The organism is Methylobacterium nonmethylotrophicum (assembly GCF_004745635.1).
GTDB lineage: Bacteria > Pseudomonadota > Alphaproteobacteria > Rhizobiales > Beijerinckiaceae > Methylobacterium > Methylobacterium nonmethylotrophicum.
In genome coordinates this window covers 1-24,094 of sequence record NZ_SRLB01000018.1, presented here as the reverse complement: position 1 = coordinate 24,094, position 24,094 = coordinate 1, and the positions used below count along the sequence as shown (strand labels likewise).

Sequence of the window (24,094 nt, the reverse complement as noted above, 5' to 3'; positions counted from 1 at the left end):
ACCCGCCCTGGCCGCCGCGGGGCGAGCGGCCGCGGCCGCGCCACCACGGAGGCCCGCCCGTGCCGGTAATCCCAGCGCCGGCTGCCGAGACGCCCGAGGAGACCAAGGCCCTTCTCGCCGCCGCGCCGCTGCCGTCCCTGCTGGTCGCGGCCGGCCCGGAGGGCGCGGTGCGGTACGCCAACCCGGCCGCCGCCGCCCTGCTCGGGGAGGGGCCCGCCTCGGTCGCGGCCCTCGGCGCCGATCCCGAGGCCGAGGCGGCCTTGCGCGCGCTCCTCGCCGCCGGTCGGCCGGGCAGCGCCGAGGTGCTGCTGCGCCGGCAGGACGGGGCGACGCTGTGGGCGATGCTGCACCTCTCGCCGGTGCGGGAGGGGACGGTTCTGGTCCAGGTCGTCGAGACCTCCCGCTGCCGCGACCTCGAGGCGGCGCTCGGCCTGGCGCAACGGCGCGAAGCCCTCGGCCAGCTCACCAACGGCGTGGCGCACGAGTTCAACAACCTGCTGCAGATCCTGGTCGGCTACGTCGACGGCCTGCGCCGGCGCCTCGGCGAGCACCCGGACGCCTTCGTGCAGCGGGCGCTCAGCCGCTCCACCGACGCCGCCGAGCGCGCCTCCACGCTGACCCGTCACCTCCTGGCCTTCTCGCGCAAGCACCGGCCGGAGCCGCGCGCCGTCGACCTGAACGGGCTGCTGCACGGCTACCGGGAGCGGGCGGAGGGGCTTCTCGGCCCGCGCTGCATCCTCGCCCTCGACCTCGCGGAGGACCTGTGGGTCGCCTGCATCGACCCGATCCAGACCGAGCTGATCCTCCAGATCCTGCTGCGCAACGCCGGCGAGGCGATGCCGGCGGGCGGGCGCGTCGTCGTCGAGACCCGCAACCACGGCGGCGAGGGCGTGGCCGCCGACGGGGCGGCGGGGCGGCACGTCGCCCTCAGCGTCACCGATACCGGCGACGGCATGCCGCCGGAGGTGCTGGCCCGGGCGCTCGAGCCGTTCTTCACCACCCGCGAGCCCGGGCGCGGCACCGGCCTCGCCATCCTCAATGCCCTGGTCAAGCGCCAGAACGGCGCCGTCGCCCTGCGCAGCCGCCCGGGGGAGGGGACCTGCGTGCGCCTGACGTTCCCGGCCGCCGAGGCGCCGCGGTCGCGTATGCAACGAAGTGCCGCCGGCCGCTAATCCCGGTTAACTCAAAAATTTATCGCTTGGCAGAACCGGCGGCGATCGGAGACTCTTCATCGGGTGTAGTTATGGCCGGGTCGGCATCCGGCGCGATGCCTCCCTTCTACTGCGCCACCCGCGCCCCCATATGTGCGACAGGGGGCGGGACGCTCCCCACTGGTGATTGCGCGAGGCTTAGACGAACCGATGATGACCCCCTTCACCCGCGGCCGCCGGACGGCTCTGGCCGTCGGCCTGGCGGCCCTCATGGCCGTGGCGGCGACGCCCGGCGAGGCGCGTCCCGGCAGCGGCTCCTCGATGGGTTCCCGCGGCTCCAAGACCTTCTCGGCCCCGCCCCCGACCGCGACTGCCCCCGGTGCCCCGGCGCCGATGCAGCGCTCGATGACCCAGCCCGGTCCGCAGATGGGCGCGCCGGCCGCGCCGCAGCGGCGCTTCGGCGGCGGCTTCTTCGCCGGTCTGCTCGGTGCGGGCCTCCTCGGCGCGCTGATCGGCGGCGGCTTCTTCGGCGGCCTCGGCGGCATCGCGTCGTTCCTCGGCCTGCTCCTGCAGGTCGGCCTCCTGATCGGCGTGGTGCTCCTGGTGATGCGCTTCTTCCGCCGCCGCCAGGCCGAGCCGGCCATGGCGGGCGCCTACAACCGCAGCGGCCCGGCGGCCGGCCCCGGTCCCGGCGGTCCGCTCGGCGGCTTGGGCGGCGGCCTGGGCGGTCTCGGTGCGGGCCTGGGTGGCGGCGGCGCTGCCGCCGCGGCCCGTCCGGCCCAGCGCGACGAGGTCGGCATCGGTCCCCAGGACTTCGAGGCCTTCGAGCGCACGCTGGGCCAGGTCCAGCTCGCCTACGGCGCCGAGGACGTGGCGACCTTGCGCCGCCTCACCACCCCGGAGATGGCCGGCTACTTCACCGAGGAACTGCGCGCCAACGCCGCCCGCGGCGTGGTCAACCGCATCGCCGACGTGAAGCTGCAGCAGGGCGACCTCGCCGAGTCCTGGCGCGAGGGCCCCGTCGACTACGCCACGGTGGCGATGCGCTACACCCTGCGCGACGCCGTGATCAACCGCGCCAACGGTCAGGTCGTCGAGACCAACCCGCCGGAGGCGACGGAGGTCTGGACGTTCCTGCGCGAGCGCGGCGGCCCGTGGGTGGTCTCGGCGATCCAGCAGACGCGGTAACGCTCCCGCCTCGCGGGGCGCCGAGCGCCCCGCCTTTCCGGGTGCGCAGCCCTCGGCCCCTCCGGGCCGGGGGTTTTTTCGTCGCCGGGCGGCCGTGGGATCGGCTCCCGTCCCGCGGCCGCAGAGCTGAAGGCGACGGAGACGCAGCGATGCGAAGGCCTGTCCGTCTCGGCTCCATCCCATCCGGACCGCGCGCCGGCTCCACGCCCTACATCAGCTTCACGGTCTCCCGCCGGCTCTGCGCTCTCGCCTGGAGGCGCCGGCGACGGGCGGCGATGACCGTGCCGTTGATCTCGCCGCCGAACAGGAACATCGCGGCGAGCCAGTAGACGAAGACCAGGAACACCATCGCGGTGGCGAGGCCCCCGTAGGTCGACACGTAGGCGCTGGAGAACCGGTCGAGGTACATCCCGAAGCCGAGGCCGGCCAGCACCCACAGGCCGAGCGTCACGACGATGCCCGGCAGCACCAGAGCGACGGACCGGCGGCCGGCGGCGATGAACTTGTGGGCGATCACCAGCACGCCCGCGACGAGCAGCACCGTCACCCCCACCCGGCCGACCGCCACGGTGAGGCCGAGGGGTTCGAGCCCCGGCGCCACCAGCACCAGGCCGCGCCAGACCAGCGGCCCGAGCACGACCAGGAAGGTGAAGGCCAGCATCGCGAAGGCGGCGCAGATCACGTAGCCGATCGATTCGAGGCGCGTCAGCCACCATGGCCGCATCTCGCGCAGGCCGTAGGCCCGGTTGAGGCCGACCCGCAGGCTCTCGACCCCGCTCGACGAGAAGTAGAGCGCCAGCACCGCGCCGAGGGTGAGCAGACCCCCGCGCTGCTCGGTGAGCACCCGGTGGACCTCACCGGCGATCGGTCCCGCCACTTCGCTCGGCCAGATCTCGAACAGCAGGTTGCCGGCCTCGTCCGCGAGCGACTTGGTGCCGAACACGCCCGCAAGGGCAGTCAGCAGGATCAGGAACGGAAACAGCGAGGTCAGGAGCGAGAGCGCGATGTGGCTCGCGATCGCCCAGCCGTCATGGGCGACGAAGCGCTGGGCCGCGATGGCGGCGATCTCCAGGGCGGTGCGGGGACGGATCACGGCACGCAGGCTTTCCGGCTGGTCTTTCCGGCGGACCTGACGGTCCGGCGGACACGAGGGACGGCGAGGTGGGCAGGCGGCGGAAGGGGCGACTCGAGCGGGTGACGTGTCGCCTCAGGTAGAGCGCGACCGCCCGTCCTGGGAAGAAGCGGCGGCAGAATTCGGGCCCCCGCGTCCTTCCGGGCACGCGGGACGGCCGGACCGAGCCCTGCACGTCGAGCGGGGCCATCGTGCCCCGGGGCCGGTTGCGGAACGGCCGCGCTCGTGCTCCGTGCGCAGGCACGATGAACCGCCTCCTGCCTCTTTCCGATGCATCCTGGGCCGCGCGCCTGGCGCCGCGCCTGGCCCCCGGCCTGTTCGTGCTGATCTGGGCCACCGGCTTCATCGTGGCGCGCCTGATCGCGCCCCATGCCGAGCCGCTGACCTTCCTGTCCGTGCGCTTCGGCCTGACCGCCCTGGTGCTGACGGGAATCGCGCTCGCGGCCGGCGCGCCCTGGCCGAAGGGCTGGCGCGGCTGGCGCGACGCCATGGTGGCCGGCGTGCTGATCCACGGCGTCTACCTCGATGCGGTGTTCTTTGCGGTGAATCGCGGGCTGCCGGCCGGCATCGCCGCCCTGGTGGCGAGCCTGCAGCCGCTGCTGACCGCAGCGGTGGCGGGGCCGCTCCTCGGCGAGCGGGTCTCGGGCCTGCGCTGGCTCGGCATCGCGGTCGGTCTCGTCGGCGCCGGGCTGGTGCTGGCGCCGCGGATCGGGGCCTCGGGCGGCATCCCGCCGGCGGCGCTGGCGGTCTGCTTCTGCGGCACGGTCGGCATCACGCTCGGCACCCTGTGGCAGAAGCGCACGGCCGCCGCCGTGGACCTGCGCACCAACGCGGCCGCCCAGTTCGTCGGCGCGCTCCTGCTCACCCTGCCGCTGGCGCTCCTGAGCGAGCGGGGTGCCTTCGACCTCTCGGGCCCGCTGCTCCTCGGCCTCGCCTGGGCGGTGCTCGGCCTCTCCGTCGGCGGCATCCTGATCCTGCTCGGGCTGATCCGCCGCGGGGCGGTGGCGGGCGTCGCGGCCCTGTTCTACCTCGTGCCGCCGGTCTCGGCCGCGATGGCCTTCGGCCTGTTCGGCGAGACCCTGGCGCCGGTGCAACTCGTCGGCATGGCGGTGGCGGTGCTCGGCGTCGCGATCGCGAGCCGCGGTTAAGTCCCTGGTGGGACTCTGCGATTACGATGAGCGGGCCTCGGAGACCGCCCCATGCTGCGCCTCGCCCTGACCGCCGGACTGATGACCCTGGCGCTCGCCGCCCCCGCGGCGGCGGACGGGGATCCCGACGGCGGCCTCGCTCCGCCCGGCTACCGCCGCGGGCCCGTCGCGTACGGCCGGCCCCCCGGTTTCGACGAGGACCGGCTGCGCCCGCCCCCGGCCTACGCGCCGGTTCGTCGGCGCCACCGGCCCCATGCCGGGCTGCGCCGCGGCCCCTCCTGGGTCCAGCCGGTCTCCTACGGCGAGCCCGACGGCACGGTCTTCCACGCCTGGCTGCCGCGCAGCACCAGCCTGCCGATCTACAACATCCCGCCACCCTTCTTCCCCGAACCCTGACGCGGCGGGGTCGGGTTGGATCGAAGCGGGGCGCTGGACGTTAGGGCTAGCGTGGTGAACCGTCAGGGAGCCAGCCGTGCCCGATCCGACAATGCCCGAATCTTTCGCCGGTCCGCGCGCCTGCGCCCCCCACGCCGCCCTCGTGACCGATCCTGGCCCGTGCGCGATCGAGCTTGCCGGCCCGTCGGCCGGGGCGGCCGAGTTCCTCAATGCGGGGGAGCGCGAGCGCCTGGCGCTCGCCGGCCAGGACGCCCTCGAGGCCTGCCTGCGCCGCTTCGCCCACGAGGACCGCGAGGCGTTCTGGCGCGCGATCTGCCGTTGCTACAACCGGCCATACAATCCACCGGAACCGGCGCTGCCGGACCTCGCCCGCACAGCGATCCCGGCCTCCATCCCGGCCTCCGTTCCCGCCCCCCACGTGATCGAGGCCCTCCAGCCCCTCGTCGCGGGCGCCGTTCCGGACGCTCCTCTCCGCTGACCGCTCGACCTGCCCGGCGTGGGCGGGCCGCAGACGCCGCATGACCCATCCGCCCCTGATCCCCCTGGACACCCAATGGCAGCGGGTCCTCGCAGCCTCGCAGCTCTGGGCCGGGGAGATGTTTGTGTTCGGCCTTGCCGTTCAGATCGCCTGGATCGAGGGCTGGACGCAGCCGGTCATCGTCGCGGCGGAGGCCCGGTCGGCCCGCTTGGCGCGCCTCACGCGCCGCGACCGGCTGATGCGCCGCGGGGTGCCCGAGCACCTGGCCGGCAAGGGCCTGCACCTCGTCACGGGCGGAACCCGCCGGGCCGATCAGCCGCCGTAGCTCTGCACCAGCGAGCCGGCCACCAGGGTCCAGCCGTCGACCAGCACGAAGAAGATCAGCTTGAACGGCAGCGCCACGGTGGCGGGCGGCAGCATCATCATGCCGACCGACATCAGGATCGACGCCACCACGAGGTCGATGATCAGGAACGGGATGAACAGCAGGAAGCCGATCTCGAAGGCGCGGCGCAGTTCCGAGATCATGAAGGCCGGCGTCAGCACCTCGAGGCCGACCGCCTCAGGGGTCGCCGGCGTCCCGGCCCGGGCGAGGTCGAGGAAGAGCCGCAGGTCCTTCTCGCGCACGCTGCGCAGCATGAACGCCTTGAACGGCGCGCTCGCCCGCTCGAAGGCCTGGGCCTGCTGGATCTGCCCGGCGAGCAGCGGCTCGATGCCGGTCCGGTAGGCCTCTCGCGCCGTCGGCGCCATCACGAAGGCCGTGAGGAACAGGGACAGGCTGACGATCACGGCGTTCGGCGGGGCCGTCTGGGTGCCGAGCGCCGAGCGCAGGATCGACAGGACCACCACGATCCGGGTGAACGAGGTCGCCATCACCAGGACCGAGGGCGCCAGCGCCAGCACGGTGATGAGGGCGACGAGCTGCAGCGCCCGCTCGGTAACGCCGCCGCTCGGGCCGAGATCGAGCGTCACGCTCTGCGCGAGGGCCGCACCGCCCGACAGGGCCAGCACGAGCGCCGTCGCCCCGCCGAGACGGGCAGCCGTGCACCACGCGGCCGTGACCGGGGACGATCGGTCCGCTGACGAGCGATTCGGGGACGAGCGATTCGGGGACGCCATGGCGGCGCACCCTGGGCCGGGGGCTCCCGGCCCGCAAGCGCCGCGCCCGCCTCGCCCCATCAAGGGCGGGCGGGCGCGGTTCCGGTGCAACAGCGTCAGCGTTTGTCGAGGGGCCGACCGAGCAGGCGGGCGAACTCGGCCTCGATCTCCTCGACCGAGAACGGGTTCTGGACCGAGGGCGGCTTCGTGGCCGGTGCCGGCTCCTCCGGGGCTGGAGGCGGCGGGGGCGGCTCCGGGACGGGGTCCGGTTCCGGCAGAGGCGGTGGCGCAGGCTCGGGTTCCGGCGGCGGAGGCGGCGGCTCGGGCGCGGGCAGCGGCGCCGGTTGCGCCGGTTCAGGCAACGGTTCCGGCTCCGGCGGGGGCGGCGGGGGAGGGGCCGGTTCGGGGTCGGGCTCGGGCTGCGGTTGCGGCGGCGGTTCCGGCTCGGGCGGCGGGCTCATCACCGGGGCGGTCGGACGGGCCGGTGCCACCGCCGAGGAGGGACGCCGCAGGGCTTCCTCGAGCTGGCGGGCCATGTCGTTGAGGATCGCCGCGTCCACCGTCCGGGGCTCGCCGCCGCGGGTGCCCGCCGGCGCCGGCACCGGCTCGGGGGGCGGGACGGGTTCGGGCATTGGCGGCGGCACCGCCGCCACCGGGGGCACCGGCGCATCGAGGGGAGGCGGTGTCTGGCGGCTGGCGCGCAGGCTCGGCGGCTCGACCCGGCGCGAGGCGTTGAAGCGGGAGGCCGGCCGCGCCGGCTCGGGCGGAAGATCAGGGGCCGGGGGCTCGTATCGCGGCGGGTCCTGCCGAGGGAACGGCGGTCCCTGGGGCTCCGGTCGGTGCGGGGGCGGAACGGGCGCGAAGGCGGCCGCAGCCCGCTCGGGCTCGTGCACCGGAGGCGCCGCCGGGACCGGCATCTCGGGCTCCGGGAAGGGCGGCGGCAGCGGCGCGGGCTCGGTGCCGGGCGGGAGCGGCAGCGGCGCCTCGGCCGTCTCGGCCCGGTCCGTCAGCTCCGCCGGCATCCGGGCGCTGCCCGCCCGCACGATGTTGCGCTCGACCACCACGTCGTTCGGGCCGCCGACCAGCAGAAGATGCTCGACGTTGTCGCGCCGCAACAGGATCAGCTGGCGCTGCCGGTCCAGCTCGTAGATGTCGACGATGCCGAGCCGCGGCTGCCGGCTGCGGCCGGTGGCGCCGTTGCCTCCCAGGGTGAGGCGGCCCCGGGCGAACCGCTTCGCCCCGACAGCGAAGAGGCTGAGGAGCACCACCATGATCACGAAGACGATCAGGTAGGAGAGCAAGGGCGAACCGTCCGTCCCGAGGATCGAGGAGAGCAATGCACGGTCTCTCAAGTGAGGCGCGCGCGGGGGCGCCGACGATGGGGTGTCTTCTAGCACGGCCGTACCGGGCCTGCGCAGGGGACGTTTACATATCGTTAACAGCTTTGAGCGGTGTTGCGCCCAGCCGCCCGGGACCCGGCGGCCGGCTTCGTATTAACCGGGTTTTAACCATGCGCTAGGCAGATTGTGCCGGTCTAAACCGGAAGGCCCGCCCGTGTCGGTCACCGATCTCCCCCTCGTCGCGATGTTGCGCAACCGCATGCAGTGGCAGCAGACGCGCCAGAAGGTCCTGGCGGAGAACGTCGCCAATGCGGACACGCCGGGCTTCCGGGCCCGTGACCTGAAGGCCCCCCGGTTCCAGCGGGACGGCTCGCTCGCCGCGGCGGGCCTGCCGGGGATCGGGATGGAGCGCACCAGCAACCTGCATCTCGCCGGCGCGGGCCCGACCGGCCCGGCCGAGGAGCGCACCGGCACCCGCTTCGAGATGATGCCGAGCGGCAACGCGGTGAGCCTCGAGGACGAGATGCTGAAGGCCGGCGACAACCAGGCCGACTACCAGCTCGCCGCTTCGCTCTACCAGAAGAGCCTGCAGACGCTGCGCATCGCGGTCGGCAAGTAAGGCCCGCCCGGCAGGCAAGGCCCGTCATTCCCCGTTCCACCCCGTCCCCGCAGCACTGACCCGAGGCGGCCCCCATGGACTTCACGAAGGCGATCGGCATCGCGGCTTCCGGCCTCAAGGTCCAGTCGGGCCGGATGCGGGTGATCTCGGAGAACATCGCCAACGCGGATTCGGCGCCGACGAGCGCCACCGCCGAGCCCTACCGGCGCAAGATCCCGACCTTCACCAACCACCTCGACCGCACGCTCGACGCGACGGTGGTGGATCTGGGGCGTGTCCGCCGCGACCAGGGACCGCTCCGCTCCAAGCAGGATCCCGGCAATCCCGCCGCCGACGCCAACGGCATGGTGCGGATGCCCAACGTCAACGTCCTGGTCGAGACCGTCGACATGCGCGAGGCCCAGCGCTCCTACGAGGCGAACCTCAACATGGTCACGACCGCCCGCCGCATGATCTCCCGCACCCTCGACATCCTGAAGGCCTGACCCCATGACCACCAACGCCTTCGCGGCCGGCGCCTACGCCGCCATCCAGAACATGGGACGCGCGCCCGCCGCCGGCCTGACGGGCGCGGGGGAGGGCGGCTTCACCCAGCTCCTGACCTCGACCCTCGACGGCGTCGCCGAGGCCGGCAAGCGCGCCGACGGCCAGGCCCTGGCGGTCGCCGCCGGCAAGGCCAACGTCGTCGACGTGGTGACGGCGGTGGCCGAGAGCGAGACCGCGCTCCAGACCCTGGTGGCCGTGCGCGACCGGGTGATCTCGGCCTACGAGGACATCATGCGGATGCAGATTTAAGGAATCGTCGACGCCCATGACCGGCCTCGCCATCCTCGACGTCGCCCGCGACGGCATCGTCACCTTCCTGAAGGTCGCCGGCCCGCTGATGGTCGTCGCCCTGGTGGTCGGCCTCGCGGTCTCGCTGTTCCAGGCCCTGACCCAGATCCAGGAACAGACCCTGATCTACGTGCCCAAGATCGTCGCGGTCTTCGCCGCGATGCTGCTGATGCTGCCCTTCATGAGCGACGCGCTCGCCGGCTACATGGGCCGCATCGCCGCCCGGATCGCGGCGGGGGGGTGAGGAACGGGTGTCGTCTTTCGTCGCGCAGATCGCGTAGACTCCGCCATCCTGACCTGCCGCGGCCCGCCCCCGACGTGAACCTGCTCCTGCCCGGCCTCGCCGCGGCCTATCTCCTCACCTTCGCGCGGGTCGGCACGCTCGTCATGCTGATGCCGGGCATCGGCGAGGCGATGGTCAGCCCGCGCCTGCGGCTCGCCTTCGCGCTCCTGCTCTCCCTGGTGCTGTTTCCGGTCGCCCGCCCGCTCCTGCCCGGGGGCACCGGGCCGGAGCCCGGCGGCACCGGCACGGCGCTGATCGGGGTGCTGTTCGGCGAGATCGCGGTCGGGCTGGTGCTGGGCTTGAGCGTGCGGGCGGTGATCGCGGCGCTCCAGACCGCCGGGACCGTCATCGCCCAGCAGCTCGGGCTCGCCTACGCGATGACGGTCGACCCGTCGGTCGGCAACCAGCAGGCGACGCTCGGCAGTTTCCTGAGCCTGCTCGGCCTCACCCTGGTGCTCACCGCGGACCTGCATCATCTGGCGATCGCGGGCATCCGCGATTCCTACGCCCTGATGCCGCCGGTCGGCGTGCCGGCGACCGGGGACGCCGCCGCCTTCGCGGTGCGGGCGGTGGCCCGCGGCTTCGCCCTGGCGGTGCAGATCTCGGCCCCCTTCATCGCGTTCGGCATCCTGTTCAACCTCGGCCTCGGCGTGCTCTCGCGGCTGATGCCGCAGATGCAGGTGTTCTTCGTCGCGACGCCCGCCGCGATCCTGATCGGCATGCTGGTCTTCCTGGCGACGATCGGGGTGATCATGGGGGTGTTCGTCGACGATCTCGGCCGCTTCCTGGCCGATCTCGGGAGGTCGTGAGCGCATGGCGGAGCAGGCCGACCAGGAGGACCGCACCGAAGACCCGACCCAGCGACGCCTCGACGACGCGATCAAGCGCGGCGACGTCGCCACCAGCCAGGAGGTCAACACCTTCCTGATGCTCGGCGCCTTCACGCTGGTGCTGCTCGTCGGGGCCGGGCCCCTCGCCCGCGGCCTGGTGACCGACCTGCGCGGCTTCCTCGTCCACCTGCACGACGTGCCCGCCGACCCCGCCGCCTACCTCGCCCTCGGCCGCCGCGCCCTCGTGGCGGGGGTCCTCGCCCTCGCGGTGCCGATGGGCGCCGTGGCGGCGGCCGGCCTCTTCGGCGGCCTCGTCCAGCATCCGCTGGTCTGGACCACCGAGACGCTGGCGGCCAAATGGAACCGGGTCTCGCCGGTGGCGGGCCTCAAGCGGCTCTTCGGCCCGGAGGCCTGGTTCCAGTTCGGCAAGGGACTGGTCAAGATCCTGCTCGTCGGCGTCGCCGCCGGCCTGGTGCTGTGGGGCGACCGCGACCGGCTCGAGGCCTTCGCGCAGCTCGAGCCCGCGTCCGTCCTCCAGGGGACCCTCGCCCTCTGCCTGCGGCTGATGGGCGCGGTGCTGGCCTCCTTCGTCGTCATCACGGTCGGGGATGCGCTCTACCAGCGCTTCCGCTGGCGCGCCCGCCTGCGGATGTCGAAGCAGGAGGTGAAGGAGGAGCTGAAGGAGCAGGACGGCAACCCGGAGGTGAAGGGGCGCATGCGCCAGATCCGCTCGCAGCGGATCAAGAAGCGCATGATGGCGGCGGTGCCGAATGCCAGCGTGATCGTGACCAACCCGACCCACTTCGCGGTGGCGCTCCGCTACGAGGCCGGCATGCCGGCACCGATCTGCGTCGCCAAGGGCGTCGACGGGCTGGCGTTGCGCATCCGCGAGGTGGCGCGCGAGGCCGGCGTGCCGGTGGTCGAGAACCCCCCGCTCGCCCGCGCGCTCCACGCCACCGTGGAGATCGACGCGGCGGTGCCGCCCGAGCATTATCGCGCGGTGGCGGAGGTGATCGGCTACGTCCTGCGCCTGCGCAAGCGCCAGTGAGGCGGCCCGGACCGGGCGCAGGATCGCCGCACCGGAACGAACCGGGTTCATTCCACGGAAACGCCGCGCCTGCTAGGGAACGGGCGAGACCGGCCCGACCGCAGGTGGGCCGCAGCCAGGATCGGGGCCCGGACGCGGTGCGGGCCCCCGGGGAGTGTCGAGGCGACATGCCGGAGTTGAGCCCATCCGCGGCGGAGGCCGCCCTCGACCGCTCCGAGCGGCCCGGCCGGGTCAGCCTGCTCCTGCTGCTCGCCGGTCTCCTCGTCGGCGCGGCGGTGGGCCTGAGCTTCGTCGCCAACGAGCAGGCTCAGCCGATCATCCTCGGGCTGCTCGCGCTCCTCGCCATGGCGGGCGTGTTCTGCCTGTTCGCCTTCGCCATCGGGGCGATCCAGCTCACCGGCCAGGGCACCCGCAACGACGTCACCAAGGCGGTGGTCGACGCCGCCCCCGACGGCATGATCGCGGTGGAGGAGGGCGGCCGGCCGATCTACGCCAACGCCGCCTACCTCCAGCTCGCCGGCAGCGACACCTTCGCCAACCTGCGCCCCGTCGAGCGGGTCTTCGTCGGCTCGCCGGACGTCTCGGAGGCGGTCTACCGCCTCGCGCAGGCCGCGCGCGAGGGCCGCTCCCTGTCGGAGGAGATCCGCATGGCGCCCCCGCCCGGCGGCGCGGCGGAGCGCGACTTCGCGTGGTTCCGCATCGGCGTGCGGCCGCTGCCGCTGCCGCGCCGGCCGGTGGCGCTCTGGAGCGTCGCCGACATCACCCATGAGCGCGAGCGCCAGGAGAACGTCTTCCAGGAGCTCCAGCACGCGATCGACTATCTCGACCACGCGCCGGCGGGCTTCATGGCGGTCGATCCAAAGGGCTCGGTCGTCTACATGAACGCGACGCTGGCGGCCTGGCTCGGCCACGACCTGGCGCAGGTCGGCTCCGGGGGCCTGCGCCTGTCCGAGATCCTGCCCGACGATCTCGGGCCGGTGCTGATCGGCGGCAAGGGCCAGCCCGGCGAGGTCCGCACCGACCGCTTCGACCTGGATCTGCGCCGGCGCAACGGCCACCCGCTCTCGGCCCGGCTCTACCACCGGGTCGCCTACGGCCAGGACGGGCGGCCGGGCGATTCGCGCACCCTCGTGCTCAACCGTTCCGCCGGCGAGGAGAGCGACGATCCCCAGCAGGCGGCCGAATTGCGCTTCGACCGCTTCTTCAACACCAGCCCGGTCGCGGTGGCGACGCTCGCCGCCGACGGGCGGCTGGTTCGCGCCAACGCCTCCTTCGCGCGCCTGTTCGGCACCCTGCCGCGCACCGGCGACGGCTCCGAGGCCGGTCCGCCCGTGCGCGACTTCGTGGTCGAGCGCGACCGCCACGTCATCGAGGCGGCGGCCCGGGCGGCGGCGGAGGGGCGCGGCGACGTGCCCCCGGTCGAGATCGGGGTGTCGGCGCCGGTCAACCGCTCGGCCCGGATCTGGCTCAGCCCCGCCGGCAGCGCGGGCGGTGCCGAGGGCGCGGTGATCCTCTACGCCCTCGACACCACGGCCCAGCACCAGCTGCAGCAGCAGGTCAACCAGGCCCAGAAGATGGAGATGGTGGGCCAGCTCGCCGGCGGCATCGCGCACGACTTCAACAACGTGCTGCAGGCGATCATCGGCTATTCCGACCTGCTGCTCGCCAGCCACCGGCCGGCCGACCCGGCCTTCCAGGACATCATGCAGATCAAGCAGAACGCCAACCGGGCCGCGAGCCTGGTGCGGCAGCTGCTGGCCTTCTCGCGCCGCCAGACCCTGCGGCCGGAGGTGATCCATCTCGGCGAGGCGCTCTCGGACCTCACGCTGCTGCTCAAGCGCCTGCTCGGCGAGCGGGTCGAGCTCGACCTCAAGCACGGCCGCGACCTCTGGCCGGTCAAGGCCGACGTCAACCAGTTCGAGCAGGTGATCGTGAACCTCGCGGTCAACGCCCGCGACGCGATGCCGGAGGGCGGCCGCCTCCTGATCCGCACCGCCAACATGACCGCCGAGGTGGTCGGCGCGATGCGCCTCAACGGCCTGCCCGCCGCCGACCACGTGCTGATCGAGGTCAGCGACACCGGCACCGGCATGACGCCCGAGGTGATGGAGAAGATCTTCGAGCCGTTCTTCACCACCAAGGAGGTCAACAAGGGCACCGGCCTCGGCCTCTCGACGGTGTTCGGCATCGTCAAGCAGTCGGGCGGCTACATCGACGTGCGCTCGACCGTCGGCCAGGGCACCGTCTTCGCCATCTACCTGCCCCGCCATATCCCGGTACCCGAATCAGAGGCGCCGGAGGCCCCGCCCGAGACGGCGCTGCCCGCCCCGGGCGCTACCCCGGCCGCGGCCGCGGACGCCCCGAAGGCGCCGGCCCGCGACCTCACCGGGCGCGGCACGATCCTCCTCGTCGAGGACGAGGACCCGGTCCGCGCGGTCAACGCCCGGGCCCTCACCGCCCGGGGCTACACGGTGCTCGAGGCGGCCTCGGGCCTCGAGGCCCTGCAGATCATGGAGGGACGCGACGTGCCGGTCGACCTCGTCGTCTCCGACGTGGTGATGCCCGAGATGGACGGCCCGACCCTGCTGCGCGAGCTGCGCAAGGCCCATCCGGCCCTCAAGGTGATCTTCGTCTCCGGCTACGCCGAGGACGCCTTCCGCAAGAACCTGCCCGACGGCGAGGAATTCAACTTCCTGCCGAAGCCCTTCAGCCTGAAGCAGCTCGTCGAGACGGTGAAGACCACGATGGCGGGGTGAAGCGCCCGGATCGCATCCTTGTGGCCGCCGCCTGCCGGGCTTACATCCATGTATGTAACAAGGAGGCGGCCATGAAGAGCTTCATCAGCATGCGCGAACTCCAGAAGATGTCGGCGGGCGCCATCCAGGCCCTGCCGCACGCCGTGCCGATCAAGAACGGGACCGCGACCGTCGGCATCCTGCTGCCGCTTCACCGCGTGTCTCCAGAGTACATGCGGAAGGTCCTGGCGGACATTGACGCGGCAGCGGCACGCCGGACACCGGAAGAGAATGCCGTGATCGACCGATTGCTGGCGGAGCGTGGCATCGAATGACGATCTGATCGATCGTCTCCGTGGGAACGCCGCGTCCTCCCTCGCCCATCATCGTCGTCGATACCAACATCATTCTGAGCGTCGCGCTGGGGCGACGGTCCCGCCCTGCCTTCGAAACCATTCAGGCGCGCAGAGAGCTCGTGACATCGGCCCGATCCGTCGAGGAAGTCCTGGGCGTGTTGCGCGACCTCAAGGGCGTTCGCGAGACTATGACCGCTCAGACGGAAATAATCCTCAGCGATCTCGCGGTCGTCGAGGCCGCCGCCTATGCCGAACAGCTACCCGAGGCGGCCCGTGTCCTCTCCGACGCCGTCGCGTCCCGCAACGGGTCGACGAGCGACGCGCACGTCCTCGCCTGCGCCTGGCTTCTCGACGCCGACATCTGGAGCCACGACCGCGACTTCGCCGGGACCGGCTGGCCGTCCTGGTCGAACGCCAACCTGCTGCGCTTCCTCGGCGACGCCTGACAGTGCCGGCGATCCCCGCGAATCCCCTCGCACGCCCTTGCCGAACGAGAACAAAACGAGTACATGAAACCCAGCCGCGCGATTGAGACTTGCCGCCCCTCCTGCCATAAGGACCCGCCGAGATGGCTCAGCCCCAGATGCGACTGGTGGAAAACCCGACCATGGACAAAGACAAGTCGAAGGCGATCGACGCCGCCCTCGCCCAGATCGAGCGCGCCTTCGGCAAGGGCTCGATCATGCGGCTCGGCAAGGGCGACAAGGTGCAGGAGGTCGAGGTCGTCTCGACCGGCTCGCTCGGCCTCGACATCGCGCTCGGCGTCGGCGGCCTGCCGCGCGGGCGCGTGATCGAGATCTACGGGCCGGAATCCTCCGGCAAGACCACGCTCGCCCTCCACACCATCGCCGAGGCCCAGAAGAAGGGCGGCGTCTGCGCCTTCGTGGATGCCGAGCACGCCCTCGATCCGGTCTATGCCCGCAAGCTCGGCGTCAACCTCGACGACCTGCTGATCTCGCAGCCCGATACCGGCGAGCAGGCCCTCGAGATCACCGACACCCTGGTGCGCTCCGGCGCCATCGACGTGCTGGTGGTCGATTCGGTGGCGGCGCTCACCCCGCGGGCCGAGATCGAGGGCGAGATGGGCGACCAGCAGCCGGGCCTCCAGGCCCGCCTGATGAGCCAGGCCCTGCGCAAGCTCACCGGCTCGATCTCGCGCTCGAACTGCATGGTGATCTTCATCAACCAGATCCGGATGAAGATCGGCGTGATGTACGGCAGCCCCGAGACCACCACCGGCGGCAACGCGCTCAAGTTCTACGCCTCGGTGCGCCTCGACATCCGGCGCATCTCGACCCTCAAGGACCGCGACCAGCCGATCGGCAACAGCGTCCGGGTCAAGGTGGTGAAGAACAAGGTGGCGCCGCCGTTCAAGCAGGTCGAGTTCGACATCATGTTCGGCGAGGGCGTGTCGAAGGTCGGCGAGCTGATCGACCTCGGCGTCAAGGCCGGCATCGTCGAGAAGTCGGGCGCCTGGTTCTCCTACGACAGCCAGCGCCTCGGCCAGGGCCGCGAGAACTCGAAGGGCTTCCTGCGCGACAACCCCGACATCGCCAACAGGATCGAGGCCTCGATCCGGCAGAACTCGGGCCTCGTCGCCGACCGGATCCTCGAGAACGCCACGCCGACGGCCGACGACCTCGACGAGGGGTCGGCCTGATCCGACCGGATCGGAAGCGAAAGTGGGCCGCCGCGCGACGAGCGCGGCGGCCTTTTTTCGTTACGGGGAGCCTGGCCCGGCCCAGCCGAACAGCCCCGCGAACACGAAGCCGATGCCGACCATCGCCACTCCCCAGACCAGGGTGCGGATCCACGGGATGCCGAAGCCGTAGACCGGCAGGTAGAGGAGCCGCCCCCAGAAATAGAGCTCTGCGCCCCACGCCACCGCGCCGCCCTGCCGGCCCGACACCGCGGCGGCGAGCACCAGGGCGGAAAAGAGCGGGAAGGTCTCGAAGAAGTTCTTCGCGGCGCGGTCCAGCCGGGCGGCCGCGCCGGTGACCTGGCCGCCGCTCTCCCGGTTGCCCGCCGCCCAGGCGAGGCCGCCGCGCTGGCCGAGCCCGGCGGCGGAGGCGGCGACCACGTGGGCGAAGCCCAGGGCCGCCGAGAAGGCGAGAAGGCGGATTTCCTCGGTCATGGATCGGTGCAGTCCTGCGGGGCGGGCCGGCGGCCACGCTTCGTCACCGATGCGAGATAGCGGCTCAGCCCCGCCTCGACACGGGGGGAGCGCGTGACTAAAGACACCCGGATGCATCCGCGGGCCGCCCGCCGGTGCGCGACATCTCCCGTCCCGCCCTTCACCCGGCCCGCCTTCCGCAGAGACGATCCTTCCCATGAGTGGCGTCAACGAGATCCGGTCCACCTTCCTGGACTACTTCGCCAAGCACGGCCACGAAGCGGTGCCGTCCTCGCCGCTGGTGCCCCGCAACGACCCGACGTTGATGTTCACCAACGCCGGCATGGTGCAGTTCAAGAACGTCTTCACCGGCGTCGAGAAGCGGCCTTACCAGCGCGCCGTCACGGCCCAGAAATGCGTCCGCGCCGGCGGCAAGCACAACGATCTCGACAATGTCGGGTACACGGCGCGCCACCACACCTTCTTCGAGATGCTGGGCAATTTCTCGTTCGGCGACTATTTCAAGCCGCTGGCGATCGAGCTTGCCTGGAACCTCGTCACCAAGGAGTTCGGGCTCTCGCCCGAGAAGCTGCTGGTCACCGTCTACGCCGACGACGACGATGCGGCGACCCTGTGGCGCAAGATCGCCGGCTTCTCCGACGACCGCATCATCCGCATCGGCACCTCCGACAATTTCTGGCAGATGGGCGATACCGGCCCGTGCGGGCCGTGCTCGGAGATCTTCATCGACCAGGGCCCGGAGCTGTGGGGCGGTCCCCCCGGCAGCCCGGAGGAGGACGGCGACCGCTTCCTCGAGTTCTGGAACTTGGTGTTCATGCAGTACGAGCAGATCGAGCCGGGCAACCGGGTCGGCCTGCCGCGGCCCTCGATCGATACCGGCATGGGCCTCGAGCGCATGGCGGCGATCCTCCAGGGCGTGAAGAGCAACTACGACACCGACCTCTTCCGCAGCCTGATCGACGCGGTGGCTCATCAGGTCGGGCGGGCGCCGGAAGGCAGGGAGACCGCCTCCTACCGGGTGATCGCCGACCACCTGCGCGCCTCGTCCTTCCTCGTCGCCGACGGGGTGCTGCCGAGCAACGAGGGCCGCGGCTACGTCCTGCGCCGGATCATGCGCCGGGCCATGCGCCACGCCCAGCTCCTCGGCGCCCGCGACCCGATGATGGTCCGCCTCGTGCCGACCCTGGTGCGGGAGATGGGCCAGGCTTACCCTGAGCTGGTGCGGGCCGAGAGCCTGATCGCCGAGACCCTGCGGCTGGAGGAGACCCGGTTTCGCCGCACCCTCGAGCGCGGCCTGTCGATCCTCGACGCCGAGACCCGCGACCTCTCGGAGGGCGAGAGCCTGTCGGGCGAGACCGCCTTCACGCTCTACGACACCTACGGCTTCCCCCTCGACCTGACCCAGGACGCGCTGAAGTCCCGCGGCATCACCGTCGACACGGACGGGTTCTCGGCCGCCATGGAGCGCCAGCGTGCCGCGGCCCGCGCCGCCTGGTCGGGCTCCGGCGAGGCCGCCACCGAGACCCTGTGGTACGGGCTCCGTGAGCGCACCGGCGCCACCGAGTTCCTCGGCTACGACACGGAAGGCGCCGAGGCCGTCGTCACGGCGCTCGTGCGCGGCGGGGCCGAGGTCGAGGCGATCGCGGCCGGCGAGGAAGGCCTGCTCGTCGTCAGCCAGACGCCGTTCTACGGCGAGTCCGGCGGCCAGGTCGGCGACACCGGCACGGTGACCGGCCCGGGTCTCAAGGCCCGGGTGACCGCGACCGAGAAGAAGCTCGGCGACCTGTTCGTCCATCACGTCGCGGTAGAGGAGGGCGCCTTGAGCTTCGGCCAGGCGGTCGAGCTGAAGGTCGACCACGGGCGCCGCTCGGCGATCCGCGCCAACCACTCCGCCACCCACCTGCTGCACGAGGCCCTGCGCCAGGTGCTCGGCGACCACGTCGCCCAGAAGGGCTCGCTCGTCGCGCCGGAGCGCCTGCGCTTCGACATCAGCCATCCCAAGCCGATCGAGGCGGACGAACTCGCCAAGGTCGAGGAGATCGCCAACCGGGTGCTGCTGCAGAACGAGCCGGTGGTGACGAAGCTGATGGCGGTCGACGATGCCATCGCGTCGGGCGCCCGCGCGCTGTTCGGCGAGAAGTATGGCGAGGAGGTCCGGGTGGTGTCGATGGGCCGCGATGCCGCCGAGGACGGCCGGGCGAAGACCTTCTCGGTCGAGTTGTGCGGCGGCACCCATGTCGGGCGCACCGGCGACATCGGCGTCGTGACGATCCTCGGCGAGAGCGCGGTCGGCGCCGGCGTGCGCCGGATCGAGGCGATGACGGGCGACGCCGCCCGCCGGCACCTCGCCGGCGAGAGCCGCCAGCTTGCCGCGCTCGCAGGGCTCCTCAAGGTGCCGGTCGCCGAGGCGCCCGAGCGCCTGGCCGCCCTCCTCGACGAGCGCCGCCGGATGGAGCGGGAACTGGCGGAGGCGCGCCGCAGGCTCGCCATGGGCGGCGGCGCCGGCGGCGATGACCCGGTGCGCGAGGTCGCCGGCACGAAGCTGATGGCACGGGTCGTGCAGGGCGTCGAGATGCGCGACCTCAAGAGCCTGGCCGACGAGGGCAAGAAGCGGCTCGGCTCCGGGATCGTGGCGATCGTCGGCGTGGCGCCGGACGGCAAGGCCGGCCTCGTCGTCGGCGTGACCGAGGACCTGACCGGGCGATTCGACGCCGTCGCCCTGGTGCGGGCGGGCTCGGAGCGGCTCGGCGGCAAGGGCGGTGGCGGACGCCGCGACATGGCCCAGGCCGGCGGCCCGGACGGTGCGGCCGCCGAGGCGGCCCTGGACGCGATCGCGGCGGTGCTGTCGGCCGCGTGAGTCCTCTCCCATCCTCGACCATGGTCGAGGATGGGGCGGCGGCACGGCGCGGGCAGCCGATGGCAGGCATCGAAGCGTCGCAAGTGATGCTTTGGTGCAACAGACCGGTTGTCACGATCGCAACTGACGGTCTCGCCACGGCGCAGAGCGATATCGTGCCCTCCGGCCGACGTAAGTGCTTGATCGTCGGACGCTCGATGCGTGCCGTACCAAATATTTGCCCCCAAGTTCCGAAATCGCGGGCGGCCGATAGCGTTCCGCTCTCTCGTCAAGGGATGTGGCTGTACGGGCGCCTATTGCGGCTCGTCTGATCCGATCGCGCCGGTCCGGCCTCCGACCTTGCCCACCACGCGCCGACGAAGTAGAGGCTGCGGGCATGGCGGCCTCGGCAGGTCCGGCCGACGCCGTTGTGCCATGATTGCCGGGCATCAGCCCCGCATTCGTCAGGTCGCGCGATATCGGAAGGTGGGCAGCGATGCAGGTCATCGATCAGGCAATACCGGCGGTCAAGCTCGTGGTTCCGAAGCGGCACGGCGATGCCCGCGGCTGGTTCTCGGAGACCTACCGGGCCGACATCCTGGCGGCGAACGGGGTCGAGGATCATTTCATCCAGGACAACCAGTCCTTCTCGGCGCAGGTCGGCACCGTCCGCGGCCTGCACTTCCAGCGCCATCCCTTCGCCCAGGCCAAGCTGATCCGGGTGCTCGCCGGCGCGATCCTCGACGTTGCGGTCGACCTGCGGCGGGACTCGCCGACCTATGGCCGCCACGTCGCCGCCCGGCTCGATGCCGAGAACGGCCACCAGCTCTACGTGCCGATCGGCTTCGGCCACGGCTTCTGCACCCTCGAGCCGGACACCATGGTGGCCTACAAGGTCGCCGGCGGCGTCTACAACCCGCAAGCGGACGGCGCCGTGCTCTGGAACGACCCCGATCTCGGCATCGACTGGCCGGTGAGCGAGGCCGAGGCCCAGCTCTCCGCCAAGGACAAGGTCGCGCCCCGCCTCGCCGACCTGCCGCCGCTGTTCTGAACGCCCGCGGGCCCCACCCCTTTTCGGAGATCATCCATCCCATGCGCATCCTCGTCACGGGCGGCTGCGGCTTCATCGGCTCGGCCGTGGTCCTGCACCTGGTCCAAGACCTCGGCCACGAGGTCCTCACCCTCGACGCGCTCACCTACGCGGCGAACCCGATCTCGCTGATGCCGCTCAAGGGCAACAACCGGCACCGCTTCGCCGAAGCCGACATCTGCGACCACGAGGCGGTCTCGGGCCTGTTCTCCGAGTTCCGTCCGCAGGCCGTGATGCATCTGGCCGCCGAGAGCCACGTCGACCGCTCGATCACCGGCCCGGGCGCCTTCATCCGCACCAACGTGGTCGGCACCCAGGTGATGCTGGAGGCCGCCCGCGCCTACTACAACACGCTGTCGGGCGCGGAACGCGACGGGTTCCGCTTCCTCCACGTCTCGACCGACGAGGTCTACGGCTCCCTGCCCCCAGGCGGCTTCTTCACCGAGGAGAGCCGCTACGACCCGCGCTCGCCCTACTCGGCCTCGAAGGCGGCCTCCGACCACCTGGCGCGGGCCTGGCACGAGACCTACGGCCTGCCGGTGCTCGTGACCAACTGCTCGAACAATTACGGGCCGCGGCACTTCCCCGAGAAGCTGATCCCGCTGATGATCCTCAATGCCCTGGAGGGCAAGAACCTGCCGGTCTACGGCGACGGCCAGAACGAGCGCGACTGGATCCACGTCGAGGATCACGCCCGCGGCCTGGTCGCCGTGCTGGAGAAGGGCCGGGTCGGCGAGACCTACCTCCTCGGCGGCCGCTCGGTGCGCAACAACCTCGAGGTGGTGAAGACGCTCTGCGCGATCTTCGACCGCCTGCGCCCCGGAGCCGGCCCGCACGAGCGCCTGATCCAGTTCGTCACCGATCGTCCCGGCCACGACCGGCGCTACGCCATCGACCCGAGCAAGGCGGAGGCCGAGGTCGGCTACAAGCCGACCCGCACCTTCGAGCAGGCGCTCGAGGACACGGTGCGCTGGTACCTCGACAACGAGTCCTGGTGGCGCCCGATCCGCGAGGGCCGCTATTCCGGCGAGCGCCTCGGCCTGACGGGGGAGTGAGCCGATGATCCGCGAGATTCTCGTCCTCGGCGGCGGCGGGCAGGTCGGCACCGAGTTGCAGCGGCAGAGCTGGGGCGAGGGCGTGGCGATCCACGCTCCGACCCGGGAGGCCCTCGACATCACCGACGAGGCGGCGGTCGCCCGCGCGGTTGCCGAGCGGCCGTTCGCGGCGGTGATCAACACCGCGGCCTACACGGCGGTCGACAAGGCGGAGAGCGACGTCGCGGCGGCCTGGCGGCTCAACGCGCTGGCGCCCGCCTACCTGGCGGCGGAGACCGCGAAGGCCGGCATTCCGCTGATCCACGTCTCGACCGACTACGTCTTCGACGGGACCGGCACCGGGGCCTACGCGGCCGACGCGCCGGTGCACCCGGTCAGCGTCTACGGCGCCAGCAAGGCCGCCGGCGAGATGGCGGTGCGCACCGGCAACCCGCGCCACGCGGTGGTGCGCACGGCCTGGGTGGTGAGCCCGCACCGGGCGAACTTCGTCAAGACGATGCTGCGGCTCGCCGGCGAGCGCGACACGCTGACGGTGGTCGACGACCAGCGCGGCTGCCCGACCTCCGCCGGCGACCTCGCCGCGACCCTGGTGCGGATCGCGCTGCGCTTCGCCGAGGACGCGGCGGCGCCCGCCGGCACCTATCACTGCGTCAATGCCGGCGCGACGACCTGGTACGACTTCGCGGTCGCCATCATGGCGGGCGCAGGCGCGCGCGGCGCCCGCGCGGTGCCGGTCGCGCCGATCCCGAGCACGGCCTTCAAGACCCCGGTCACGCGGCCGGCCAATTCCGAGCTCTCGACCGAGACCCTGACCCGCGCCTTCGGCGTCACGCCGCGCCCGTGGCAGGCGGCCCTCGACGACATCCTGGACCAGCTGATCGGTCCCGCGGCGAAGCAAGCCTAGAGCACCATCCGATCGCGGTGCGATCGGATGGTGCTCTAAGTCTTTAATTTGCCGCATTTTCTTCGACGAACCGGCGTCCACTTCGTCGGAAAATGCTCTAGAGGAGTATCACATCATGAAGGGCATCGTGCTCGCCGGCGGATCCGGCACGCGGCTGCACCCGGCGACGCTGGCGATCAACAAGCAGCTGCTGCCGGTCTACGACAAGCCGATGATCTACTACCCGGTCTCGGTGCTGATGCTGGCCGGGATCCGCGACATCCTGCTGATCTCGTCGCCGGAGCACATCGACAACTACAAGCGCCTGTTCGGCACCGGCGAGCAGTTCGGGATCAAGATCTCCTACGCGCTGCAGCCCAAGCCGGAGGGACTGGCCCAGGCCTTCATCATCGGGCGCGAGTTCGTCGGCAACGATCCGGTCGCCCTGGTGCTCGGCGACAACCTGTTCTTCGGCGCCGGCATGCGCCAGCTCCTGAAGAAGGCCCGCACCCGCGAGACCGGCGCCACGGTGTTCGCCTACCACGTCGACCATCCGGAGGCCTACGGGGTCGTCACGCTCGACAAGGAGGGCCGCGCCACCAAGCTCGTCGAGAAGCCGAAGAACCCGGAATCGCCCTGGGCGGTGACTGGGCTGTACTTCTACGACAACCACGTGCTCGACATCGCGGCGGCGGTGAAGCCCTCGCCCCGCGGCGAGCTCGAGATCACCGACGTCAACCAGGCCTATCTCGACCGCGGTCAGCTCCACGTCGAGTGCATGTCCCGCGGCTATGCCTGGCTCGATACCGGGACCCACGACAACCTGCTCGAGGCCGGCGAGTTCGTGCGGGTGATCCAGCACCGGCAGGGCATGCAGGTCGCCTGCCTGGAGGAGATCGCCTACACGCAGGGCTTCATCAACCGCGAGCAGGTCGTGGCCCGCGGCCAGCTCTTCGCCAAGACCAATTACGGCCAGAACCTGCTGCGCCTTGCCCGCGAGCAGGAGCCCGGCCAGGACGCGCTCTGAAGACAGACGCGCCCGGAACGGTGGACCGCCCGTCTCCGCCGGCATCGAGGGCCGCGCCGTCCCCTGGGGGGAGGGCGCGGCCCTTCGCGTTCCGGCCCGGGCCGCCCTTTTCCCGCCCGAAAAGACCGAGTTTTCGCACGGCCCCGGCGCGTGCTAAGGCCGCAGGCACGGCCAAGCCTCCGGGCCTGGACTCTCCGGGCCGAGCGCCGTCCCGGGGCCGAGCCTCCCGGCGGGCGCGCCACTTTTCTTCAGGAACGGGCGACAGCATGAAGGACATCCTCGAACGGCTCGACCAGCGGCGCGCGCAGGCCCGGGTCGGCGGCGGCGAGAGCCGGGTGGCGGCGCAGCACAAGCGCGGCAAGCTCACGGCGCGCGAGCGCATCGAGCTCCTCCTCGACTCGGGGTCGTTCGAGGAGTTCGACATGTTCGTCCA

26 protein-coding genes are annotated in these 24,094 nt (G+C 71.9%); 22 read left to right on the top strand and 4 right to left on the bottom strand.

Features of this window, described 5'->3' with window-relative positions; translation table 11 throughout:
• Positions 1-59: 59 nt before the first annotated feature.
• Both EU555_RS22685 and EU555_RS22680 read left to right on the top strand, forming a co-directional pair.
• Positions 60-1,172 carry a PAS domain-containing hybrid sensor histidine kinase/response regulator gene (locus tag EU555_RS22685; protein WP_135417501.1) on the top strand — a complete coding sequence of 371 codons (1,113 nt, stop codon included), beginning with the start codon at positions 60-62 and terminating at the stop codon, positions 1,170-1,172.
• A 189-nt stretch (positions 1,173-1,361) separates the two neighbouring features.
• Positions 1,362-2,339: a TIM44-like domain-containing protein gene (locus tag EU555_RS22680; protein WP_135417500.1), complete on the top strand. Its 978-nt coding sequence runs from the start codon at positions 1,362-1,364 to the stop codon at positions 2,337-2,339.
• A gap of 208 nt (positions 2,340-2,547) precedes the next feature.
• Here the strand turns inward: EU555_RS22680 and EU555_RS22675 are convergent, their stop codons facing one another.
• Complete coding sequence (locus EU555_RS22675; RefSeq protein WP_135417582.1) at positions 2,548-3,429, bottom strand: YihY/virulence factor BrkB family protein; 882 nt, start codon at positions 3,427-3,429, stop codon at positions 2,548-2,550.
• A gap of 287 nt (positions 3,430-3,716) precedes the next feature.
• Here EU555_RS22675 and EU555_RS22670 point away from each other — a divergent pair, with 287 nt between their 5' ends.
• The 4 genes from EU555_RS22670 to EU555_RS22655 all read left to right on the top strand — a co-directional run bounded on the left by EU555_RS22670 (position 3,717) and on the right by EU555_RS22655 (position 5,818).
• Positions 3,717-4,619: a DMT family transporter gene (locus EU555_RS22670; RefSeq protein WP_135417499.1), complete on the top strand. Its 903-nt coding sequence runs from the start codon at positions 3,717-3,719 to the stop codon at positions 4,617-4,619.
• Positions 4,620-4,670: 51 nt separating this feature from the next.
• Positions 4,671-5,015, top strand: a complete 345-nt coding sequence (locus EU555_RS22665; protein WP_135417498.1) for a hypothetical protein — start codon at positions 4,671-4,673, stop codon at positions 5,013-5,015.
• A 91-nt stretch (positions 5,016-5,106) separates the two neighbouring features.
• On the top strand, positions 5,107-5,493 hold the full coding sequence (locus EU555_RS22660; protein WP_135417497.1) for a hypothetical protein: 387 nt from the start codon (positions 5,107-5,109) through the stop codon (positions 5,491-5,493).
• 40 nt (positions 5,494-5,533) lie between these two features.
• Complete coding sequence (locus EU555_RS22655; protein WP_135417496.1) at positions 5,534-5,818, top strand: hypothetical protein; 285 nt, start codon at positions 5,534-5,536, stop codon at positions 5,816-5,818.
• On the opposite strand, the gene fliP is transcribed toward EU555_RS22655, so the two are convergent.
• Both fliP and EU555_RS22645 read right to left on the bottom strand, forming a co-directional pair.
• Complete coding sequence (gene fliP, locus EU555_RS22650) at positions 5,806-6,612, bottom strand: flagellar type III secretion system pore protein FliP (RefSeq protein ID WP_425375139.1); 807 nt, start codon at positions 6,610-6,612, stop codon at positions 5,806-5,808. The genes EU555_RS22655 and fliP overlap by 13 nt on opposite strands.
• Positions 6,613-6,707: 95 nt before the next feature.
• Positions 6,708-7,892, bottom strand: coding sequence for a hypothetical protein (locus tag EU555_RS22645; protein WP_135417494.1), 1,185 nt, complete (start codon positions 7,890-7,892; stop codon positions 6,708-6,710).
• 253 nt (positions 7,893-8,145) lie between these two features.
• Between EU555_RS22645 and flgB the strand changes: the two genes are divergently transcribed.
• The 10 genes from flgB to recA all read left to right on the top strand — a co-directional run bounded on the left by flgB (position 8,146) and on the right by recA (position 16,296).
• The gene (gene flgB / locus EU555_RS22640; protein WP_135417493.1) at positions 8,146-8,550 is read left to right on the top strand and encodes a flagellar basal body rod protein FlgB; all 405 of its coding nucleotides are present in this window, start codon (positions 8,146-8,148) and stop codon (positions 8,548-8,550) included.
• A gap of 74 nt (positions 8,551-8,624) precedes the next feature.
• Positions 8,625-9,035, top strand: a complete 411-nt coding sequence (gene flgC, locus EU555_RS22635) for a flagellar basal body rod protein FlgC (protein ID WP_135417492.1) — start codon at positions 8,625-8,627, stop codon at positions 9,033-9,035.
• A 4-nt stretch (positions 9,036-9,039) separates the two neighbouring features.
• Positions 9,040-9,345 (top strand): flagellar hook-basal body complex protein FliE, encoded by a 306-nt coding sequence (gene fliE, locus EU555_RS22630; protein WP_135417491.1) that lies wholly within the window; start codon positions 9,040-9,042, stop codon positions 9,343-9,345.
• Between the two features lie 16 nt (positions 9,346-9,361).
• Positions 9,362-9,628: a flagellar biosynthesis protein FliQ gene (fliQ, locus tag EU555_RS22625; RefSeq protein ID WP_135417490.1), complete on the top strand. Its 267-nt coding sequence runs from the start codon at positions 9,362-9,364 to the stop codon at positions 9,626-9,628.
• A gap of 74 nt (positions 9,629-9,702) precedes the next feature.
• Positions 9,703-10,476, top strand: coding sequence for a flagellar biosynthetic protein FliR (gene fliR / locus EU555_RS22620; protein WP_135417489.1), 774 nt, complete (start codon positions 9,703-9,705; stop codon positions 10,474-10,476).
• Between the two features lie 4 nt (positions 10,477-10,480).
• Positions 10,481-11,545, top strand: coding sequence for a flagellar biosynthesis protein FlhB (flhB, locus tag EU555_RS22615; protein WP_135417488.1), 1,065 nt, complete (start codon positions 10,481-10,483; stop codon positions 11,543-11,545).
• Between the two features lie 167 nt (positions 11,546-11,712).
• A complete protein-coding gene (cckA, locus tag EU555_RS22610) occupies positions 11,713-14,301 on the top strand; it encodes a cell cycle histidine kinase CckA (protein WP_135417487.1) in 2,589 nt (862 codons plus the stop codon).
• A gap of 71 nt (positions 14,302-14,372) precedes the next feature.
• Entirely contained in the window at positions 14,373-14,615 is a 243-nt protein-coding gene (locus EU555_RS22605) for a hypothetical protein (protein WP_135417486.1), read from the top strand.
• A gap of 20 nt (positions 14,616-14,635) precedes the next feature.
• Positions 14,636-15,082 (top strand): PIN domain-containing protein, encoded by a 447-nt coding sequence (locus tag EU555_RS22600; protein ID WP_167858638.1) that lies wholly within the window; start codon positions 14,636-14,638, stop codon positions 15,080-15,082.
• Between the two features lie 122 nt (positions 15,083-15,204).
• A complete protein-coding gene (gene recA / locus EU555_RS22595; RefSeq protein WP_135417484.1) occupies positions 15,205-16,296 on the top strand; it encodes a recombinase RecA in 1,092 nt (363 codons plus the stop codon).
• Between the two features lie 60 nt (positions 16,297-16,356).
• Here the strand turns inward: recA and EU555_RS22590 are convergent, their stop codons facing one another.
• A complete protein-coding gene (locus EU555_RS22590) occupies positions 16,357-16,770 on the bottom strand; it encodes an MAPEG family protein (RefSeq protein ID WP_135417483.1) in 414 nt (137 codons plus the stop codon).
• 196 nt (positions 16,771-16,966) lie between these two features.
• Between EU555_RS22590 and alaS the strand changes: the two genes are divergently transcribed.
• The 6 genes from alaS to EU555_RS22560 form a co-directional block, all read left to right on the top strand.
• Positions 16,967-19,627 (top strand): alanine--tRNA ligase, encoded by a 2,661-nt coding sequence (alaS, locus tag EU555_RS22585; RefSeq protein ID WP_135417482.1) that lies wholly within the window; start codon positions 16,967-16,969, stop codon positions 19,625-19,627.
• A gap of 475 nt (positions 19,628-20,102) precedes the next feature.
• Positions 20,103-20,657 (top strand): dTDP-4-dehydrorhamnose 3,5-epimerase, encoded by a 555-nt coding sequence (gene rfbC / locus EU555_RS22580; protein WP_135417481.1) that lies wholly within the window; start codon positions 20,103-20,105, stop codon positions 20,655-20,657.
• Positions 20,658-20,698: 41 nt separating this feature from the next.
• On the top strand, positions 20,699-21,751 hold the full coding sequence (rfbB, locus tag EU555_RS22575; RefSeq protein ID WP_135417480.1) for a dTDP-glucose 4,6-dehydratase: 1,053 nt from the start codon (positions 20,699-20,701) through the stop codon (positions 21,749-21,751).
• A gap of 4 nt (positions 21,752-21,755) precedes the next feature.
• Complete coding sequence (gene rfbD, locus EU555_RS22570) at positions 21,756-22,655, top strand: dTDP-4-dehydrorhamnose reductase (RefSeq protein ID WP_135417479.1); 900 nt, start codon at positions 21,756-21,758, stop codon at positions 22,653-22,655.
• Between the two features lie 115 nt (positions 22,656-22,770).
• A complete protein-coding gene (gene rfbA, locus EU555_RS22565; RefSeq protein WP_135417478.1) occupies positions 22,771-23,661 on the top strand; it encodes a glucose-1-phosphate thymidylyltransferase RfbA in 891 nt (296 codons plus the stop codon).
• Between the two features lie 266 nt (positions 23,662-23,927).
• Positions 23,928-24,094: carboxyl transferase domain-containing protein (locus EU555_RS22560; protein ID WP_281041301.1), on the top strand; the 167-nt coding region annotated here is incomplete at its 3' end.